We start from the raw sequence: 21,511 nt of genomic DNA, 5'->3' as shown, positions 1-21,511 counted from the left end.
GGTGCCGTTGGCCTCGATGAGCCACTACGTTCTCGCGCTGTTGGCCCTGGGGCCGGCTACGTGGCCCGGATGCTCCCGACAGGCGGAGCACGGGCTTTTCGCCGATACGGGGGGATCCCGATCATGAAACCGATAGGCAGAGCCGTCGCCGTGACGACGGTCAAAGCACTGGTGGCAGGGGTGCTGTCCGCAGTGATGCTCGCGCCGGCGGCGTCGGCGGCGGACACCCCGTCGCCCGTCCGGGAGCAGAGCGTTCCGGCGCGGGTCCCGGGGAGCCCCGTCGGCTCCCCGGCCGAGCCCGCCATGAAGGCGGCACCGAAGGTGGTCTGGCCCGAGGAGAGCCAGGCCACCGTGCGGATACCCGCGGCGGGCGCCGAGCCCGCGGCGGCCGGTCCGGAGGTCTCCCTCCGCGGGGTGGCCGCGCCTGCCGCCGCGGCCCGCTCAGCCACTGCCGCCGCCGCGGCGGCCCGCACCACCACGTCCGCACCCACACCGGCCGAGGCGCGGGTCCGGGTCCTGGACGACAAGCAGGTGAAGCGGTTCGGCGGGGTGGGCCTCGGGCTCACCGTCTCCCGCACGGACGGCGGCAGGACCGCCGGGCCGGTGGAGGCGTCCCTCGACTACTCCGGCTTCGCGCGCGCCTACGGAGGGGCCTTCGCCTCCCGGCTGCGGCTGGTCGAGCTGCCTCCCTGCGCCCTGACCACCCCCGACGTGCCCGGCTGCTCGGACGGCCGGACGGTCGAGGGGCAGACCAACGACACGGCGAACGGCACGGTCACCGCCGTCGTCGAAGCCGCCCCCGCGACATCGTCGGCGTCCGGCCTGATCGCACCGGTCCAGCCGGGCATGGTCGCGACCGCGCAGGCCGCCTCCGTGTACGCGCTCGTCGCCGGCTCGTCCTCGGACGCGGGCGACTACCGCGCCTCGCCGGCCAACCCGGCCGGGAAGTGGGACGTCTCCCTCGGGTCGGGCGCCTTCACCTACGAGCTCCCCATCCCGGTGCCGAAGCCCCCGGTCGGCATCGCCCCCGACCTCGCGCTGACCTACAACTCGCAGCTGGTGGACGGTCGTACGTCGGCCTCCAACAACCAGGCATCCTGGGTCGGCATGGGCTGGGACCTCAACGTCGGTTCCATCGAGCGACGTTACAAGAACTGCGCCCAGGACGGACACGAGGCCTTCGGTGACCTGTGCTGGGACTCGCCGAACTCCTCGGCCGACCCCAACGGCGCCGTCTACACCATCACCATCGACGGCATCACCTCGGACCTGATCCAGGACAACACCGGTACGGGCGCCTACCGCATCAAGGACGACCCGGGCTGGCGGGTGCAGAAGCTGAACGGCGGCTACGGCTCCGACGGCACCAAGGAGTTCTGGGTCCTGACGAAGCAGGACGGCACCCGCTACTACTTCGGCTGGGGGCGTACCGAGCGCCTGAACAACGACGGCGTGCGCGAGGCGACCGACTCCGTCCTCACCGTCCCCGTGGTCGGCGACGACGCCGGCGAACCCTGCCACGCGCAGTACCCGGAGCCCTGCACCCAGGCGTGGCGCTGGGGCCTGGACCGCGTCGTCACCGCCAACGAGGTGGAGAACTCCTACTTCTACACCAAGGAGCGGAACTACTACCGCTCGGTGGCCGCCGCGGACAAGGCACGCCGCTACGACTCCGCCGCCTATCTGGAGCGCATCGACTACGGCTGGTCGTCCCAGATCGCCGGCGCGCAGCTGCCCGCCATGATCGACTTCCAGCACGTCAACCGGTGCGTGGAGCGGACGGAGGAGAAGGACCCGCTGAACAACACCACGGCCGACTGTCCGGCCATCGACGCCGAGCCCGAGTCGTATCCTGACGTGCCCGTGGACCTGATCTGCGACGGCAGCTCCGACGACAACGCCTGCCGCGGCAAGACCTACTACCCGACGTTCTTCCAGCGCGGCCTGCTGTGGGACATCAACGTCTACGTCCGCGACAAGAACACCGACGCCTGGGCCGACGGGCTGGTGCGTCAGTACCAGTTCAAGTACGCCCTGATGAACCCGTCCGGCGCGGTCGGCGACCAGCTGTGGCTGGACTACGTGCAGCGCCGCGGATACTCCGGTACGGACATCGACCTGCCGACCATCAACTTCAACGGCGAGTGGCAGGACAACAAGGTCGGTGCCGGCGAGCTCAACTTCCGCCGGGTGAACAAGATCTTCACCGACACCGGATCGACGATCACCGCCACCTACGGGCACGCAACCGACGAGGCCGGCGCCGTCGACCGCCAGTGCCCCGAGGCCGGCGCGCCCTCCCAGCCGAACAACACCTACGAGTGCTTCTGGCAGAAATGGGTGCCCGAAGGATCGACGGACGAGAAGTCCGGCTGGTTCAAGAAGTTCGTCACCACCCGGGTCCAGGTGGACCCCGGCAAGGCCGACGACGGCTCGCCGTCGATGATCACCGACTACGAGTACGACGGGGCGCCCGGCTGGAAGTTCGGGGACGATCCGCTCGCCGACGACGAGGACGAGTCCTGGAACGTCTGGCGGGGTTACGGAAAGGTCCTCGTCACCACCGGCGCGAACGAGAACCGGCACTCCACCTACCACTGGTTCTACCGGGGCCTCTCCGGCGACCGCACCTCCAAGACGGACCCCTCCGCCACCCGCACGGTCACGGTGAAGGACTCCGACGACAAGGAGTGGACCGACCACGCCTGGCTGAACGGCCAGACGCTGGAGACCTCGGACCGGGATTCCAACGGTGACTCGCAGAGACGCGAGTGGCGCGAGTACTGGGCGTACGACACGGCCCAGTACACCGGCCTTCCGGACGCCCGGATGGTCCGGGAGAACAAGACCCGCACCCTGGAGAAGGCCGTCGGCTCCGCCGACGGCACCGGCTGGCGCGAGCACGTCGTCGAGAACGAGTACGACAACGCCGAGAAGGCGTCCACCGTGTTCGGGCTGCCGATGCGCACCGACGACTGGGGCGAGACCGCGGTGTCCGACAACCACTGCACCGAGTTCGGCCGCGCCTACAACACCGACGAACTGGACTCCACCGGCACCACGCGCTGGATGGTCTACCAGGACGACGAGCGGCACTACAGCGCCTCCTGCACCACCGTCGCCGACGACGAGACGGCCGGCACACCCGCCGCCCACATGGACCGGCGGACCGTCACCTTCTACGACGGCGCGACCACCTTCGACGGCAACAACACCGCCCTGGTCGACGGAAACCCCACCCAGACGCGGACCTACACCGCCGAGACCGCCTACCGCACCACCCGCAAGGTGTTCGACGACGCGGGGCGCGAGACCTCGTCCTGGGACGCCGCGAACAACCTCGTCACCACGGCGTACCAGCCCGCCACCTCCTGGCCGGTCGACGGAGTGAAGATCACCGCCCCCGACCCCGACGGGGCGGGAGCGGCGACGCCCCTGACGACGACGACGTACTACTCGCGCTACTTCGGCGACGCGTGGAGGAGCGTCGACCCGAACGGCAACGCCACGCAGATCGTCTACGACGCGGTGGGCCGGGTGTCCAAGGTGTTCAAGCCGACGGAGGCAGCCGCCTACCCGGACGGCAATCCCTCCATCGCCTACGAGTACACCGTGCCCGTCGCGACCTCCGCCACGGGCGTGCCCCGGGTCGCCACCGGCGATCCGATCCGGGTCAAGTCACGGACCCTCCAGACCGGCACCGTCTACGCGGAGGCCTACGCCTACGCCGACGGGCTCGGCAGGCCCCGGGAGTCCCAGGTCCTGGCTCCCGACGGCACCGGCCGCACCGTCACGGTCACCCGGTACGACTCCTCGGGCAACCCCGCGGGCACCTCGGGGTCGTTCTACAACAGCGCCGCACCCGGCTCCGGCCTGGTGAACCCCACGGTCGCCAACATCCCCTCCTACACCGATACCAAGAGCGACTGGGCCGGACGCACCACCCTGTCCCAGCTCCGGATGAAGGGAGCCGTGCAGACGGCGAACCGGACGACGACCCAGTACCAGGGCGCTGACGAGAAGACCGTCTTCCCGGCCGCGGCCTCGCCGACGAAGACCGTCACCGACGTCTTCGGCCGGACCGTCAAGATCGTGGAGAACCTCGGTGCGGCGCAGTACGCCACCACCTACGAGTACACCCGGACGGGCAAGCTCAAGTACCTCCACGACTCACGGGGCAACACCACCCACTACACCTACAACTGGGCCGGTGAAAGGCTGACCACCGAGGACCCCGACACCGGGACCGCCACCACCGTCTACAACGACCTCGGCCGGCCCGCCACGGTCACCGACCCGGCCGGGACCCTGACCTACGCGTACGACGGGATGGGCCGCGCCACGACGGTCAAGCAGGGGACCACCCTGCTGAGCGCCACCAGCGACGACACGGCCACCGGCGGCAAGGGCCAGCCGGCCGTGGTCACCGGCTACTCCGGCGGCTACGCCTACGTCAACAAGGTCGACGCGTACGACGCCCGGATGCGGGCGACCTCCAGGACGGTCACCGTGCCGGCCGACGGATCCGGGCTGAACGGCTCGTACACCCTCACCTACGGCTACGACCTGGCGGACCACGCGACCTCGGTCGGCTATCCGGCGGTCGGCGGCCTTCCGGCCGAGACCGTGACCGCCACCTACACCGACGAGCGGCTGACCAAGGTCGCGAGCCCGCTCCAGTCCTACCTGACGTCCACGTCCTTCGACGGCCAGGGCCGCGCGCAGACCCGTTCGCTGGGAACCGCGGGCACGGCCACCAGCCTCACCCGGAGCTTCTCCTACGACGACACGAACGGGACCGGCTGGCTGACGAACGTCACCACGGAAAAGCTGACCGGAGGGGCGACCACCAAGATCCAGGACGACACCTACACCCGGAACGACCTGGGCACGCCCACCGCGCTCCGCGAGAACGCGGCCGGCCAGCAGCAGTGCTTCCAGTACGACGACCTCCAGCGTCTCACCGGCGCGTGGACCACGGCGGGCACGACCTGTGCCACCACGCCCCAGTCCGACTTCGCGGGCCCCTCGCCTTACCAGACGGGCTTCGGCTACGACCAGCTGGGCAACCTCCAGTCGGTCACGGGCAAGGCATCGGCCTCCGCGACGGCTGTGGTCCGGGACTACAAGTACCCCGGATACAGTGCCGACGAGGCCACCTACACCGCCGGCCAGCCCCGGCCGCACGCGGTCACCGGGGTCGTGTCCACCGGCGGGTCCACCGACAGTTACGGGTACGACGGCGCGGGCCGCTTGACCTCCCGCACCGTGGGCGGGGTCTCGTCCACCCTGGCCTGGGACCCGCAGGGCCGCGTGGGTTCCATCACCCAGAAGAAGAGCACGGGTGACGAGACCAGCACCTACGTCTACGACGGCGGCGGCAGCGTCCTGATGCGCAGGACCAAGTCCGAGAACGTCCTCTACCTCGAGGGCCACGAACTGCACCGCGCCACCGGCGGCGTCACCCTCGCCACCCGCTACTACACCGCCAAGGGCACGTCCCTGGCGATGCGCACCGCGCAGAGCACGGGCGGCAACGGGGTGCTCACCTGGCTGCTGTCCGACGGGCAGGCCTCCACCCAGCTCTCCGTCGGGGCGGCGGACGGAGCGGTGACCCGTCGCCGGACCACCCCGTTCGGAGCGGCCCGTTCCACCGGGGACGCGCTGGCCGCGGCGAGCGACCGGGGGTTCCTCGGAAAGGCGGAGGACGACTCGACCGGGCTCGACCTCCTCGGTCCGCGCCTGTACGACCCGGTCCTGGGAAGGTTCCTGGCGAGCGACCCGCTCAACACCCCGTACGTTCCGCAGACCGTCAACGCGTACAGCTACTCCGGGAACAACCCCGTCTCCTTTTCGGACCCGACCGGCTTCGAGAGCTGTTACCCGCACTTCTGCTCGGGCAGCAACGGCACCTACGGGGACTACAAGCCGGAGAACGACCCGGCGGCGCCGCAGTACGACGGGTCCTCCCACGACGGCACCGGCAGCGGCCACCACAGCGGCACCGGCACCGGAGGCTCGACGCCCGCCCCGCACCTGTGCGACGGATGCACCACGCTCCCCGACATCCCGTCGGGCATCTTCGTCCCCGCGGGAGGCTATGACGTGGCGTGGTCGACCACCGCACTCGTGAACGAGGACGACTACACCGACTACACGACCTCCGTCTTCTACGACCCCGCGGGGGAGGAGAAGACGGCCACCGTCGCCGCCACGTTCCAGCAGATCACCCAGGCGACCGAGCAGTTCACCAAGAAGGTCGGCGGCAGCATCACGGTGGAGGCAGGCCTGAAGGGGGGCATCCCCTTTGTCGCCGAGGGAAGTACGAAGGTGTCGGTGCAGGTCAACGGGGACCTCACCTGGAGCGATTCGAAGTCCAGGTCCAACAGCCAGCAGTACGCGGTGTCGGACGTTCTCAAGATCAAGAAGGGAGAGACGTACGGCATCTCGCCCACGGGCGTGATCAGCAGCTTCCGGACCGTCTACCGCCACTGGGACGGAAGCACCTCCACGAAGACGTGGTCGTACTTCCAGGTCACGAAGTGGACCCCGGTGAAGTACTCGGAGATCCCGCGGTACCGCATCCCGGTCTCGTCCGGACCGGTCACCTGACGGTCCGCCCGCGATGAGCACCGGCGGGGGCCCGTTCGGGAACCCCGCCGGTGAGGTGCGGAAAGTGAGGGCCGTCCCGGCAGCAGCCGGGGCGGCCCTCACGGCGTGCGGGCGTGGGCCCGCTCCGGCCCTGTCCGTCCCGCAGCGGGGCGGAAGCGGGACGGACAGGGTGGCTTACGGGGTGGCGACGGCCCGCCCCCTAGGGCAGGCGGTAGTCCGCGTTCAGCGCGGCGCCGGCCTCCGGGTGGTTCTGGTCCCAGCCGCGGGCGTCGCACTGCAGGCCACCGACGATGCAGTGGTCGACCATCGCCTTGAGCGTCGGCTCGTTCCACGCGTTGAAGAAGTCGTAGTGGAACGAGTAGCCGCGCCCGCTCGCCAGCCTGACCTGCGACATGTCCCCGCTCACGGGGAACGCCATCTTGAACTCGACCATCGGCAGGGCCACCGGGTGGTCGGCCGGGCAGACGTTGTCGTTGGTGCCGGGCTTCACGACCGGATACGCCATGTGCGCCTGGTGGTTCGGCGTGTCCAGGTGCAGCCCGTCCCAGCAACTGGGCGCCTGCATACGGATGTTGAGCTGACTACCGGCCGGGCAGGTAGCCGGGAAGTCGATGTTCCCGAAGCTCTCCCCGCACTCCCAGCCCTCCACCCAGCCCTTGAGCGCGCGGAATTGCTCCGCGCTCTGCAGCGGGCTGCCGACGACGTAGCGCAGTCCCTTGGGGAAGGGGCGGACGCTGGTGTAGTCGGTGACGCCCGCCTTGTAGTAGATGACCTGCTGGCCGATCGGGAGGATCTTGGTGTCGCCCTTGAAGAGGGACGGCATCCAGTACGCCGAGGAGTCGCCGGGCACCTTGCAGGTGGTGTTGCCGCCGTACAGCGAGGCGGTCACGGACTGGGCGTTGGTCGTCGTGTTGCCCATGAAGGTGTGGTCGTGGGACGCGCCGGCCTGGCCGGGGAAGACGATCGGGTCGTCCGGCGCGGTGTGGGTGACCGAACAGTTGGCCTGGAACTCGTGGAAGTAGCGCGGTGTCGGTGTGGCCCACGACGGGGTCACGCCGGTGACGGGCGGGACGGCGGGGATGTAGCCGTCGCCGTCCACGTCGTCGGCCGAAGCGGCCGAGGCCGCGGCGGCGACGTGCCCCATGTGGGGCGAGACCGCCGTACCCGCGTCCGCCACGGCGCTGGTGGACGCCGCGCCGGACGGGAGCGCGCTCAGGGTCGAGCCGACGCCGAGGACGGTGGCGGCCAGGGCCGTGCCGACCAGGATCGCCGAGAGCCGTCTCGCGGCGCCCTTCTTGCTCTTCGTGCCTTTCATGGAGTGCCTCTCCGCTGGAGGGGGGTGGGATGCCGCCGGTACCGGTCCGGCACCGGCGGCACGGAGGAGGGGGCGGGCAGTGCCGTCCGTCAGGCGTACACGCCGATCTCGTGGAGCGAGTAGCCCCAGCCGGTGCCCCGGGCCTTCAGGGCGAGCCGGACGTGGCGGGCGGTCTGCCCGAGGGTGATGGTGTCGATGTCACCGTTGCCGGTGGTGGTCGTGTAGACGGTGCGCCAGGTGGTCCCGTCGTCGGAGAGCTGCACCTCGTACGAGGAGGCGAAGGCCGGGTCCCACTGGAGCTGGAGCGTCCGCAGAGCGGTTGCGGCGCCCAGGTCGACCTGGATGGACTGCGGGTCGCTCCAGTCGCTGGCCCACCGGGTGTCCGGGTTGCCGTCGGTCGCGCGGGCGGGGGTGCAGGGGCAGTCGCCGTACGAGGCCTGGAAGGAGGAGGCCGTGGTCGGCTTGTTCAGCGCCACGTTGGTGCCGGTGACAGGCGGCGCGACCACCTTCACCGACTTCGTCTCGAAGCCCGCGTTCCCGTGGCCGTCCTCGGCGCGGATGTACACCTTCCAGACGCCCAGCTTCTCGGGCGCCGTCACGGCGAAGGTGCCGTTGCCGGTGGACCGCCACGCGGCCTCCACCAGCCCCTTGTCACCGTTGGCGTAGTTGCCGCTGAGGAAGATCTTGTACGTCACCGGGTCGTTGTCCGGGTCGCGGACGTCGGCGTGGACGGTGAACTCCTTGCCGGCCGGGGCCGCCGAGGCCGGCGAGACGGTCATGTTGCTGATCACCGGCGGCGTGTTGTCCCCGGCGGTCGAACCGGCGTAAGCCTGCTTCACCGCGTAGTAGGAGAGCCGCTTGAACCCGCCGGGCAGCAGGTTGAACCAGATCCCGCCGAAGTCGTGCTCGGTGCCGTAGTGGAACATCGTCGCGCCGAGCGCCACACCCCGGTGGGCGGTGACGCAGTTCCACGCGTTGGTGTACCCCGCGGCGGTCTGCACGTCGGTCTTCTGCTCGGGGATGCCGTTGGCGTCGTTCGCCACCTCCCACTCACCGGCCGGGCCCGTCTCGGTGATGATGTAGGGCTTGGTGTAGCCGCCCGCCACCCAGTCCCGCTGCACGTTGCAGACGTCGCCGTACGAGTTCATCGCGTACAGGTCGAGGTCGGGCGCGTTGCGCTTGTAGTACGGCCAGGCGCCGGTCCACGCGTCGGTGGAGGTCACCGGGTGGTCCGGGTCGATCGAGTGGATCTTCTTGGCCACGTCGTTGACGAAGCTGGTGTACGCGTTGCGCTGGTTCTCCAACTCCGTACCGCTGTAGCAGTTCTGGAGTCCGAGGACCGATTCGTTGCCGACGTTCCACATCAGGGTCGCGGGGTGCGACTTGTAGGCGTCCACCCACTTGGCGAACTCCGCCAGCGAGTTGTTCTTGTACGTGGTGTCCGTGACGTAGTTGACGCAGCCGCCGCTGCCGGGGCCGCCGCCGGGCTGGAGCCAGAAGCCGTTGATGATGCGGATGCCGTTGGCCGCCGCCGCGTCGAGCAGCGGCTTGGTCGAGCCGTCCGTGCCCCAGGTGCGGATGGTGTTGACGCCCATGGACTTCACGTCCGGCAGGTACTTGGGGGAGTCGGCGACGGAAGGGCCCCAGGTCAGGCCCTTCACGGTGTAGGGCTGGCCGCCCACCTGAAGCTGCCAGTCGCCCTGCGAACCGGTCACCTTCACGGCGCCGCCGGTGGCCGGCGGGGGAGTGGTGCCGGTGCTGCCGTAGACCTGGAACTCCCAGAGGGAGTAGCCGTATCCGCCGGACCGCTGGGTGCCGAGCATCCGGACGTACCGGCCGGAGCCGGAGAGGGTGAGGTCGTCCGTGCCGCCGTCGCCCTGGGTGACCGTACGCAGGCTCCGCCAGTCGGTGCCGTTGTCGGACGCCTGGATCTCGTACGACTTGCCGTAGGCGCCCTCCCAGGTCAGGACGGCCCGGCTGAGGCTGGCGGTGGCGCCGAGGTCGATCTGGATCCACTGCGGATCGCTCCACTGGCTCGCCCACCGGGTGCCGGTGAGGTTGCCGTCGACGGCCGCCGCGGCGGAGTAGCCGTCGCCCTCCTGCGAGGAGGCGGTGGCGGTCCGGCCCTGGGAGAGCAGGGTGTCGGCGGCCGTGGCGCCCGGCGCCGCGAGGAGGGTGAGCGAGGACGCGACGAGGGCGCCGAGGGCGGTGAGGGAGACGAGTCGGCGACGGGCCCGTGGGCGGCCGAGAACAGCGTGAGGTGGTCTGAACACGTGGGCTCCTGGCGGGTGCTGAGAGGAGGCCGGCTTCCCGTAGCCGGCCTTGGAGAGCGCTCTCCCGAGAGTGTCGCGGGGGCGTGCCCCTGTCAATGAGGTGGGCGCGACCTCTGTGTGCGCCTTCGGAGTCCCGGTGCGCGGTGTCGGTATTTCTGTCAGGTCGGGCGGAGTTGGTGGGAGCGGTACGGAGTCGGCCTGGATGAGGACGAGTTGACCGGAGTGGCTCGAAAGAGCCAGATTTCCTGGAGGTTGATCCGGGTGGTACGGAGACGCCCGGTGGTGTCGTGAGTTGGCGCGTGTGGACCCGGGATGAGTGGGCCTGCGTGGGTCGCGCCGGGCGTGCGACCCCTGTCTGCTGGGGTGTTTGTGCTGGCGGGAGGCGTGTGGAGGGAGTCGGTCCGCAGCTCCGCGGGCGGTTCGCGACCTGCCCCGGGTGTATGGGTTCCGTAAAAAACCTTCACCGGGGCGACGTTGTGCGCGCGGGGGTGCCGGATCGGTGCGACTGGCTGAAAACCGACGCCGAGGTGCCCGTAGGGCTCCACGTCCGGGTGATGGCCGAGCGGCCGGCGCCCGCCGGAGGATGGCCGAATCATGTCTTGCACATGAAGGCCGTGTGACCAGAACGCATGTGACGGACCGTCAATCTCCGTACCTTCCCCATGATCAAGGCCTTGCGGTGACGGGACGGTGGTGTTCTCATCGGGCGGTTGTCCTGTACACGTACCGTCAGGGGTGGGGAAGCAGTGGGCATGGTGAGACGCCGATTCGGCGGTCCGGTGGGCAGACGTATGAGGGCGGTGTCCGCGCTGGCGGGATCTGCCCTGCTGCTGGCGGCACTTCCGGTGGCCGGGCCTCGGCCCGCCGCGCAGGCGGTCGCCGCCGGCACCGCGTCGGCAGAGCTGACAGAGGGCCAGAAGGATCTGGCCGCGGCGAAGGAGTCCGGCCAACGGGTCGAGGTAGCCGGCGAGCGCGCGGAGCGGAGCACGGTCTTCGCGAACCCCGACGGCTACACCTTCACCCTGGAGGAGTCGGCCGTTCCGGTCCGCGTCAGGAAGGCGGGCGGCGGCTGGCAGGCCCCGGACCCGACGCTGGAGGTCAAGGCGGACGGCTCGGTCGCGCCGAAGGCCGCCGCGGTGGACATGGCGTTCTCCGGCGGTGGCGACAAGTCACCGCTCGTGAAGATCGAGGACGCCGGAAAGTCGCTGCAGCTGGGCTGGCCCGGGAAGCTTCCCGAGCCGGAACTGGACGGGGCGAGCGCCCTGTACCCCGAGGTCTTCCCCGGAGTCGACCTGAAGGTCACCGCGTCCGTCGAGGGCTTCCAGCACGTTCTGGTGGTGAAGACCCCTCAGGCGGCGGCCTCGGATGAACTCCAGCGGATCTCGTACTCGATGAAGGCCTCGGGGCTGGACATCCGCACCGGGCAGTCGGGCAGTCTCGAGGCCGTGGACGGCGACGGCAAGCGGGTCTTCCGGGCCCCGCCCGCGCAGATGTGGGACTCGGCCGGTTCCCGGCCCGCTCCGGCGGCGGTGTCGTCCGCCGTCTCCCGCGCGGCGGTGGACACGGAGGCGGCGGACGACACCGCCACTCCCGCCGTCGACTCTCCGGTCGTCGGGACCGAGCCCGCCGCCGGTGACACCGTCTCCGACGTCGCGGTCAAGGTCTCGGACGACGCCCTGACGGTGGTCCCGGACGCGGACATGCTCAGCGGCACCGACGAGTCGGCCTTCCCGCTGTACATCGACCCGACCGTCACCTGGAGCGAGTCCGAGCGGACGCTGCTCCGTTCGGACGGCTACGAGTCCTACGGCTGGGGCAACGGCGACGACGGGCTCGGCAAGGGCGTCGGCAAGTGCGGTACCTGGAGCGGCTACTACTGCGGCCCGGGCTACGTGCAGCGTCTGTACTTCGAGTTCTCGCCGGCCAGCCTCAAGGGCAAGCAGGTGCTGGGCGCCACCTTCCGGGTGACCGAACCGTGGGCGTTCCAGTGCGACCCGCGCTGGGTCGACCTGGTGCGCACCCCCGACAACATCTCGTCCTCGACCACCTGGGCGTCCCGCCCGCAGGGCGGCTGGGACACGATGGTCGACCGCTACGTCTCGGCGGGCCGCGGTTCGCTCTGCGACGCGGACTCCCCGGACGCCCCGATCGAGTTCAAGGACAACGCGGAGGAGACGAACGAGAACCTCACGCCGACCGTCCGCAACTTCGCCGCGGGCAAGTTCTCCCGCCTCACCCTGATGGTCAAGGCGCACGACGAGACGGACACCAGCGCCTGGAAGCGGTTCAAGGACGACGCGGTGCTGTCGGTGGACTACGTCGGCATACCGGCGAAGCCCTCGGGCATCGGCCTGGTGACGGGCACGGGCACGGTCTGCGAGACCACCGAATCCGACCCGGCCGTCGTCTCCGACCCGACCCCCTCGCTGACCTCCACGCCGCAGACCGCCTCCGGCGGTGAGTCCGGTGCGCAGCTCCGGGTCGCGATGGACATCGACAAGAAGGCCGCCGACGGCACCTGGTCGAACGCGATGGACAACATGGAGCGCCCCACCAGCGGCTACATCGGGGACAACGTCAAGGTCACGGCCTCCGCGCCGACGCTGACCGAGGGCACGCTCTACCGCTACCGGAGCTGGACGCGCTCCTACTACGACGGCGGCGCGAGCGCGCTGGCCGGACCGTCCAACGGCTCGACGACCGGATGGTGTTTCTTCAAGGTCGACCCCACCGCCCCGAAGGCGCCGGTGATCACCATCGGCGCGCCGTACCTGCCGTGCACCAGCAACGACTGCCAGGCCAAGGGCGGTCCGGGGCAGAAGGCGACCTTCACCTTCGCCGCGGCGAGCGGGGACGCGAACAACACGGCGTACCAGTACAAGCTCTCCGGGGCGGCGGCCTGGTCGGCCGAGACCACCGGGGCCAAGGTGAGCCAGGTCATCACGCCCGAGCGCTCGGGTACGTACACCCTGTACGTGCGGGCGAAGGACGTGGTGGGCCGGTGGGGAGCCCAGGGTGCGGTGGACTTCCTCGTCGCCGCGGGCGAAGGCCCGGTGGCGCGCTGGCACTTCGACGAGGACAGCGGTACGGCCGTCGACTCCGAGACCGCCGACGGCGCGAACGACCTGACGCTCCAGGGCACGGTGAAGCGTGACGACCGCGGCCGGCGCGGGGTCATCACCCAGGACTCCCAGGGCGTCCCGCTCGACACCCCGGTGACCGACAAGGGACTCGCCTTCGACGGGACCGCCGGCTACGCGACGGCGAGCAGCCCCGTCCTGGAGACGCGCTCGCCCTACTCGGTCGCCGCCTGGGTCAAGCTCGTCTCGACGACGGCCAACGCCTCGATCCTGTCCGGCCGGGACAGCGTGAGCAGTCCCTTCCTGTTCGGTTACCTGACGTCCGCCAAGGGCTGGTACTTCGGCGTCCGCGACCCCGCCCAGAACGACTACTACTGGGGGGTCGCCTCGGACACCCCCGCGGTGGTGGGGGTGTGGACCCACGTGGCCGCCACCTTCGACCCGGGTACGGGTGTGGTCCAGCTCTACATCAACGGCAAGGCGCAGATCAGCACCGCCCACGTCACGGGTTCCTGGCCCTCCACCGGCAACCTGGAGGTCGGCCGGCACGAGTACAGCACCGGACCGGGCATGTACTTCAACGGCTCGATCGACGAAGTCGCCCTGTGGCAGAGGACGCTGACCCCCGAGGAGATCACCGACGAAGCCCGTCTGCTCATCTCGCAGGGCAACGCCGGTGTCGAGCTGGTCGCCGACTGGTCCGCCGCGACGAGCTCGGGCACCGCGCTCGCGGACACCACGTCCGGCTACGGCACCAGCCTGAACCTCACCGGGGGTGCGGCGCTGGACGGCGAGGCGGTCGTACTGGACGGCGTCGACGACGCCATCACGTCCTCCGGTCCGGTGGTGGACGACACCGGTTCGTTCACGGTGACCACCTCGGTGGAGGTCGACGGGGCCAAGCTCGGTGCCGAGCCGGTCGGTTACTCCGGCCAGGTACTCGGCCAGCGGACGGCCACCGGCTCCTCCTGGGGGCTCTGGTACGAGGTCCGGGGCAGTGAGACCGTCCTCGACGAGGAGACGCTGGAGGAGTCCACGGTCGCCACGGGCGTCTGGCACTTCGGCCGTCTGGCGGACGACGGGACCTACAGCTCGGTCGTGTCCGACGAGGTCGCCCTGACGGACTCGCCGGTCCGTCTCACCGGGGTCTTCGACGCCCAGGACGGGACGATCAGCCTGTACGTCGGATACAACCGCAACGCCGAGCCGCGCGCGTTCACCGCGAAGGCGGGCTCCGGCGAGTTCGCCGCGGGCAAGGGATTCACCTCGTCCGCGTGGGGCCACTACCTGCCCGAGCGCATTTCCGAGATCCGTCTCTGGGCGGGCGCCATGGCCGGTTCGGACCAGATCAGCGAGCGCGTGGGGGACTGACCCCCAGAGGGGTGCGGCGCGGCTCCGGCGGCGCCGCACCCCGTACGCGTGGGTCCGCGCGGGGCGGCGCGGACGAGCTCCGGGCACCCGCCCCGAGTGGCTATTGGCATGCCCATCGCACATCACTCACGGCGCTCCCGCCGTCACGGGCCGGCCCGACGGGGCCGGACCCCCCATCCGTACGCACGAAAGGACAGGCATGTCCTGGCCCCAAGTCAGAGCAGGAACCAACCGCGTCGCGAGGAGCGTGCGCGAGGGCGTGCGGCGCCACGGCAGCCGTTCACTCGTCGCCGTGGTCTCGCTGGCCATCGCCGTACCCGCGGGACTGGCCGCCCCGTCCGCCTTCGCGGCCGACGGCGGCCTCGGCCGGCCCGAGCTGCCGGCCACCCGCGTCAGCAAGGTCCACGAGGTGAAGGGCCTGGGCGCGAAGGAGGCCCGGGACCGGGTCGCCCGCGACAGGAAGGCCAACGCCGAACAGGCCGCCCGCGCCCGCGCGGAGCAGGATGCCGCCTGGCCCACGAAGGGCTCGGCGACCGTCGAGGTCCGCGCCGGGAAGGCCGCGTCGGCGTCGCCCGGCGGCCTCCCCCTCACCGTACGGCAGGCCGGCGGGGCCAAGAAGGTGCCCGCGGGCGCCGAGACCCGGTTCACCGTGCTCGACCCCTCCGCCGCCGACGCGGCGGGCATCACCGGTGTGCTGCTGACCGCCGACGCGACGACGTCCGGAGGCGCCGAAGTCAGCATCGGCTACGGCGACCTGGCCGGGGCGATCGGCGGCGGCTGGGCGCAGCGCCTGCACCTCGTACAGCTTCCCGCCTGTGCGCTGACGACCCCGGGCAAGGCGGCCTGTCGTGAGCAGACCGGGCTGAAGTCGACCAACGACGTCTCCGCGCAGCAGGTCACCGCCACGATCTCCGTCCCTGCCGGGGCGAAGGCCGCGGGGACGGCGAAGGCCACGACGGCCGTGGCGAAGCAGGCCGCCACGACGACCGCGGCCACGGCTACCGCGCGGGCCACGACCGCCGGCATCACCACGTACGGCGCGGCCGTGTTCGCCCTCACCGCAGCGGACAGCGGCACCGGGCAGTCGCCGAACGGCAGCGGCGACTACTCGGCCACCGACCTCTCGAACTCCTCCACCTGGGAGGCGGGCGGCAGTTCCGGCTCGTTCGACTGGAACTACGACTTCACCATGCCGCCCGCGGCGGCCGGGCCGACCCCGCCGCTCTCCCTCGCCTACAGCTCCGGGAGCGTCGACGGCCACACCGCCCTCTCCAACAACCAGGGCACCTCGGTCGGTGAGGGATTCGCGATGAGCGAGTCCTACATCGAGCGCACCTACGCGGGATGCGACGACGACGGCCACGACGGCGTCCACGACCAGTGCTGGAAGTACGACAACGCGCGCCTGGTCCTCAACGGTTCCTCCTCGCTGCTCGTCAAGGACAAGACCACCGGCGCCTGGCGTCTGGAGAACGACGACGCCTCCACGGTGACCCGCTCCACCGGTGCCGACAACGGCGACGACGACGGCGAGTACTGGACCGTGACCACCGGGGACGGCACCAAGTACGTCTTCGGCCTCGACAAGCTCGACGGCGCGACCAGCCAGCGCACCAACTCCACGTGGACCGTGCCGGTGTTCGGCGACGACGAAGGTGAGCCCGGCTACTCCGCCGGCTCCGAGTTCGCCGACCGCGCCCTCACCCAGGCGTGGCGCTGGAACCTCGACTACGTCGAGGACACCTCAGGCAACGCGGCCACCTACTGGTACGCCAAGGAGGAGAACCACTACCGGAAGAACAAGTCCGAGAAGGCCAACGCCGCCTACATCCGGGGCGGTTACCTGACGGACATCAAGTACGGGCTGCGCAAGGGCGCGTTGTTCACCGACGACGCCGACGCCAAGGTCTCCTTCGGCTACGCGGAGCGGTGCACCGCCTCCGACTGCGACTCGCTGACCAAGGACACCGCGAGCAAGTGGCCGGACGTTCCCTTCGACTCGCTCTGCTCCAGCGGCGACGACGACTGCCTGGCCGTCGGCCCGTCGTTCTTCTCCCGGAAGCGGCTGACCTCGATCGCCACCTCCTCCTGGAACGCCACCACCAGCAGCTACGACGCGGTGGACTCCTGGTCCTTCACCCAGGAGTACCTGGACGGCGGCGACATCGGTGACACCTCGGACCAGGTCCTCACCCTGAAGTCCCTGCGGCGGACCGGAAAGACCGGCACCGCCATCGAGACGGACCCGGTCTCCTTCACCTACGACATGCGCCCCAACCGGGTCGACGGCACCGACGACATCCTGCCGCTCACCCGTCCGCGCATCTCGACCGTCACCTCGGAGACCGGAGCGGTCACCACCGTCACGCTCTCGTCCCCGGAGTGCAAGCGCTCCGACGTGATGGGCGCCGCCGAGGACACCAACACCCGCTCCTGCTACCCGCTCTACTGGCACATCAACGGCGCCGAGGACGCGTCCGTGGACTGGTTCCAGAAGTACCGGGTGCTCGCCGTCACCGTCGCCGACCCCGCGGGGCAGAACGACGTCGTCGAGAACGAGTACAGCTACAGCGGCGCCGCCTGGAACTACGCCGACGACCCCTTCGTCCCCGAGGACGAGCGGACCTGGTCGGACTGGCGCGGCTACCAGCAGGTCACCGAGTACAAGGGCGCCTCGGACACCACCCGTTCGAAGAAGGTCTCGCTCTACATGCAGGGCATGGACGGCGACAAGCTGAAGAACGGCACCCGCTCGGTGGGCGTCGCCCCCCTCAGCACCCCCGACCTCGGCCTCGCCACGCTCAAGGACAGCGACCAGTACGCCGGACACCTGCGCGAGGAGGTCACCTACGACGGTTCCACCCCCGTCAGCGCCACGTCCAGCGAGCCCTGGTCGGCCGAGACCGGCCGGCAGACCGTGCCCGGCGCGGGCGACCAGGTCTCCCGCTTCGTACGGCCCACGAAGGAGACCACCTTCACCTACCTGACGGTGCCGAAGACCTGGCGCTCGCGCACCCTCACCAAAAGCTACGACGACTACGGCATGATCGAGCAGGCCGAGGACCGCGGCGACGACGCCAAGTCCGGCGACGAGACCTGCACCCGCACCTGGTACGCGCGGGACGCGGCCGCCGGCCTGACCGACCTCGTCTCGCGAGAGCGCGTGGTGGGCAAGCCGTGCACCGTCGCCGACACCGCGCTGGACCTGCCCTCCGACGCCACCGGGCGCGGCGACGTCCTCTCGGACACCGCCACCGCCTACGACAACTCCACCTGGTCGACGTCGATGAAGCCGACGAAGGGCCTCAAGACCTGGACCGGCCGCGCCAAGGGCTACACCGCCACCGTCCCCAGCTGGCAGAAGACCGCCGGCACCGGCTACGACACCCTCGGCCGCGCCACCTCGGCGACCGACGGCGCCGGACGGACCACGACCACCGCCTACACCCCGGTCTCGGCCGGACCGCTGACGAAGAAGGTCGTCACCGACCCGAAGGGGTTCACGGCGACCAGCTTCATCGACCCGCGCCGCGGCCTCGACCTGCGCACCTACGACGCCAACCAGAAGAAGACCGAGCTCGCCTACGACGCCCTCGGCCGGCTGACGGAGGTGTGGCGGCCCAACCGCAGCCACGCGGCCGGATACAGCCCCACCCAGAAGTTCACCTACGACCTCAGCGCCACCAAGCAGTCCGCGATGTCGTCCGCCACGCTCAAGGCCGACGGCGAGACCTACAACACCACCTACACCCTGTACGACTCGCTGCTGCGCACCCTCCAGGTCCAGGCGCCGAGCCCCAAGGGCGGCCGGATCCTCTCCGACACCCGCTACGACTCCCGCGGCCTCGCCTACGAGCAGTTCGAGGGGATCTTCGACAGCACCTCCGGGCCGGACACCACGTACACACGCGCCGAGTTCGGCGAGGCCCCCACACAGACGGAGACCGTCTACGACGGCGCCGAGCGCCCCGTCTCCAGCTCGCTCGTCGTCTACGGCGTCCCCAAGTGGACCACCACCACCGGCTACACCGGTGACTCGACGGCGGTCAGCGCCCAGGACGGCGGCAGCGCGACCCGTACCCTCACCGACGCGCGGGGCCGGGAGACCGAGAGCCGCGAGTACGCGGGCACCAGCCCGGCCGACGCGGACTTCGGAGGCGGTCTGGGCGCCGCCTACAGCACCACCTCCTTCCAGCACACGCTGGACGACAAGGAGTCCGTCGTCACCGCCGCGGACGGAGCCGTCTGGACCTACGGCTTCGACCTCCTCGGACGGCAGACCAGCGTCACCGACCCCGACAAGGGGAAGACGACGATGGAGTACGACGACGTCGACCAGGTCGTCAGGACCACCGACTCGCGCGGCCGGTCCGTCCTGACGGAGTACGACGAGCTCGGCCGGACCACGGCGACCTGGGACGGGGTCAAGGACGACGCCCACCTGGCGACCGCCCAGACCTACGACACCGTGCTCAAGGGCCTGGCCGGCGCGACCACCCGCTACGTCGGCGGAAAGTCCGGCCAGGCGTACACCAAGACGGTCACCGCGTACGACACGCTCGACCGCCCCACCGGCACCGCACTCACCCTGCCCTCCGGTGACCCCCTGGTCACCGCCGGCGCTCCCGCCACCATCGCGTTCTCCAGCTCCTACGGCCTCGACGGCACCCTGGAGAGCAACGACGAACCGGCCCTCGGCGGCCTGCCGTCCGAGAAGATCGAGTACGGCTACACCCCGCTCGGACAGGTCACCTCGATCACCGGCAGCACCGGCTACCTCCTCGACGCCGACTACTCCAGCCTCGGTCTCGCCGAGCGGTACACGCTGGGCGGGGCGAACACCGAGGCGTTCAAGAAGGTCTTCGTCTCCAACTCCTACGAGGAGGGCACCAACCGCCTCACCCGCAGCTACGTCACCGACCAGACCCACGGTTACATGCTGTCGGACCTGAACTACACCTTCGACGACGCCGGCAACGTCACGGCGATCGCCGACCCGACCACCCTCGGCGGCACCTCCGCGGCCGAGACCCAGTGCTTCACCTACGACGGGCAGCGCCGCCTCAAGGAGGCCTGGACCCCGGCGTCGCAGAAGTGCGCCGACGCACCGGACGCGGGCAGCCTCTCCGGCCCCGCGCCCTACTGGACCGGCTACACCTACGACGAGGCGGGCCAGCGCACCTCCGAGACGCAGCACACCGCCAAGGGCGACACCCGGACCACCTACTGCTACGAGGAGGGCCGCCCGCACCTCCTCTCGGGCACCAGCACCACCGCCGACTGCGACGACCCCGCGAAGACCTACGCCTACGACGCCTCCGGCAACACCACGAGCCGTCCCGGGCCCACCGCGCAGCAGGACCTGAAGTGGACGTCCGAGGGCCGGCTCTCCCAGCTCACCGAGGACGGCAAGGACACCGACTACGTCTACGACGCCGACGGATCGCTCCTGATCAAGACCGCGGAGAACGGCGAGCGGATCCTCTACACGGGCAACACCGAACTGCACCTGCGTGCCGACGGCACCACCTGGGCGCAGCGCACGTACTCCTCCGGCAGTCTGAGCATCGCGGTCCGCAGCAACGAATCGGGCACCAACAAGCTGACCTACCTCGCGGGGGACCACCAGGGCACCCAGACCGTCGCCGTCTCGGCGGACGGCGCCCAGGCGGTCAGCAAGCGCCGGCTGACCCCGTTCGGCGACGAACGCGGTACCGACACCGGCTCGGCCTGGCCCGACGACAAGGGATTCCTGGGCAAGACCAACGACACGAACACCGGTCTGACCCACACCGATTCCCGGGAGTACGACCCGTCCATCGGCCAGTTCCTCAGCGCCGACCCCCAGTTCACCACCGACCAGGGTCAGTCCCTGAACGGCTACTCCTACGCCAACAACAACCCCGTCACCTTCTCCGACCCCACCGGCGAGATCGTCCCCGAGTGCCGTGAGGGCACGATCAAGTGCGTGGGCGGCGTTCCGGTGTCCACCGGTGGCGGTGGCGGCGGCTACTGCCCGAGCCTGACCAACCCGAAGTGCCCCGAGTACCAGGGCGGCGGTCACAAGAAGAGCTCCGGCGGTGGCGGCGGCGGCAGCGGCAGCACCGGCGGAGGGGGCGGCGGCGTCGGCGTCGGGAACGGCAGCTACGTCTCCTACCCGAACGGCTGCGGCATGCCCCCGCGCCCGGCGTGCCCCGGTCCGGTCTACGGACCTCCCTCCCAGCCCCCGCTGCTGATGGGACCCGACCCGGTGCCGCTCCTCTCCTTCTCGGCCAACTGCGGCATCGAGACGGACTGGAACTACCTCTGCAACGCCGGCAACGGCCTGATGACCTCAGGGGCGTACGCCCAGGAGGGATTCGGCGCGGCCGACGACATCATCACCAAGGCCAAGAAGGACATGCGCTCCAACGTGCGGTCCGACCGCGTCCTGAAGGCGGTGAAGAACAAACCGGGCATCGCGCGCCTCGGTGCCATCGGGGCCGGCAAGCCGATGCAGATGGCGAGCAAGGGGCTGCTGGTGGGCGGCATCGCCTTCACGGCGTACTCCAACTACCAGTCCACCGGCGGTGACGTCGGGCTGACCGCGACGGAGACGGCCGTCGACACGGCGATCGTCATGGGCACCACCAAGGTCGGCGCGACCCTGGGCGCGGCCATCGGCACCGCCATCGCGCCCGGCGTGGGCACCGTCGTCGGCGGGGCGATCGGCGCCGGTGCCGGAGCGGTGACCGGCATCCTCGCCTCGGGGCCGGTCAACAACGCCCTCTCGAAGGGGTGGAAGGGCGTGAAGAGCTGGTTCTGACCGGTCGGCCGGACAGCTGACAGGGGGCGGGCTCCGGACGTACGGCGCGTCCGGG

Annotated in this window: 5 protein-coding genes; 3 read left to right on the top strand and 2 right to left on the bottom strand. The window is 70.4% G+C overall.

Annotated elements, in window-relative coordinates; genetic code table 11:
- Nucleotides 1–123 precede the first annotated feature (123 nt).
- Nucleotides 124–6,612, top strand: a complete 6,489-nt coding sequence (locus ACWCSV_RS20540; protein WP_451144169.1) for an RHS repeat-associated core domain-containing protein — start codon at nucleotides 124–126, stop codon at nucleotides 6,610–6,612.
- 199 nt (nucleotides 6,613–6,811) lie between these two features.
- On the opposite strand, the gene ACWCSV_RS20535 is transcribed toward ACWCSV_RS20540, so the two are convergent.
- Nucleotides 6,812–7,927 carry a DUF1996 domain-containing protein gene (locus ACWCSV_RS20535; protein WP_451144167.1) on the bottom strand — a complete coding sequence of 372 codons (1,116 nt, stop codon included), beginning with the start codon at nucleotides 7,925–7,927 and terminating at the stop codon, nucleotides 6,812–6,814.
- Nucleotides 7,928–8,016: 89 nt separating this feature from the next.
- Nucleotides 8,017–10,200 carry a discoidin domain-containing protein gene (locus ACWCSV_RS20530; RefSeq protein WP_451144165.1) on the bottom strand — a complete coding sequence of 728 codons (2,184 nt, stop codon included), beginning with the start codon at nucleotides 10,198–10,200 and terminating at the stop codon, nucleotides 8,017–8,019.
- A 752-nt stretch (nucleotides 10,201–10,952) separates the two neighbouring features.
- On the opposite strand from ACWCSV_RS20530, the gene ACWCSV_RS20525 reads away from it, so the two are divergent.
- Nucleotides 10,953–14,651 carry a LamG-like jellyroll fold domain-containing protein gene (locus tag ACWCSV_RS20525; protein ID WP_451144163.1) on the top strand — a complete coding sequence of 1,233 codons (3,699 nt, stop codon included), beginning with the start codon at nucleotides 10,953–10,955 and terminating at the stop codon, nucleotides 14,649–14,651.
- Between the two features lie 199 nt (nucleotides 14,652–14,850).
- Complete coding sequence (locus ACWCSV_RS20520) at nucleotides 14,851–21,456, top strand: RHS repeat-associated core domain-containing protein (RefSeq protein WP_451144161.1); 6,606 nt, start codon at nucleotides 14,851–14,853, stop codon at nucleotides 21,454–21,456.
- Nucleotides 21,457–21,511 lie beyond the last annotated feature (55 nt).

This window comes from Streptomyces sp. NPDC001770 (assembly GCF_053596135.1).
This window is presented reverse-complemented; position numbering and strand designations above follow the sequence as displayed.

Excerpts from the sequence above, each read along its gene's own strand:
- ACWCSV_RS20540 (WP_451144169.1), top strand. The coding sequence starts at position 124 with ATGAAACCGATAGGCAGAGCCGTCGCCGTGACGACGGTCAAAGCACTG.
- ACWCSV_RS20535 (WP_451144167.1), bottom strand. The coding sequence starts at position 7,927 with ATGAAAGGCACGAAGAGCAAGAAGGGCGCCGCGAGACGGCTCTCGGCG.
- ACWCSV_RS20525 (WP_451144163.1), top strand. The coding sequence starts at position 10,953 with ATGGTGAGACGCCGATTCGGCGGTCCGGTGGGCAGACGTATGAGGGCG.
- ACWCSV_RS20520 (WP_451144161.1), top strand. The coding sequence starts at position 14,851 with ATGTCCTGGCCCCAAGTCAGAGCAGGAACCAACCGCGTCGCGAGGAGC.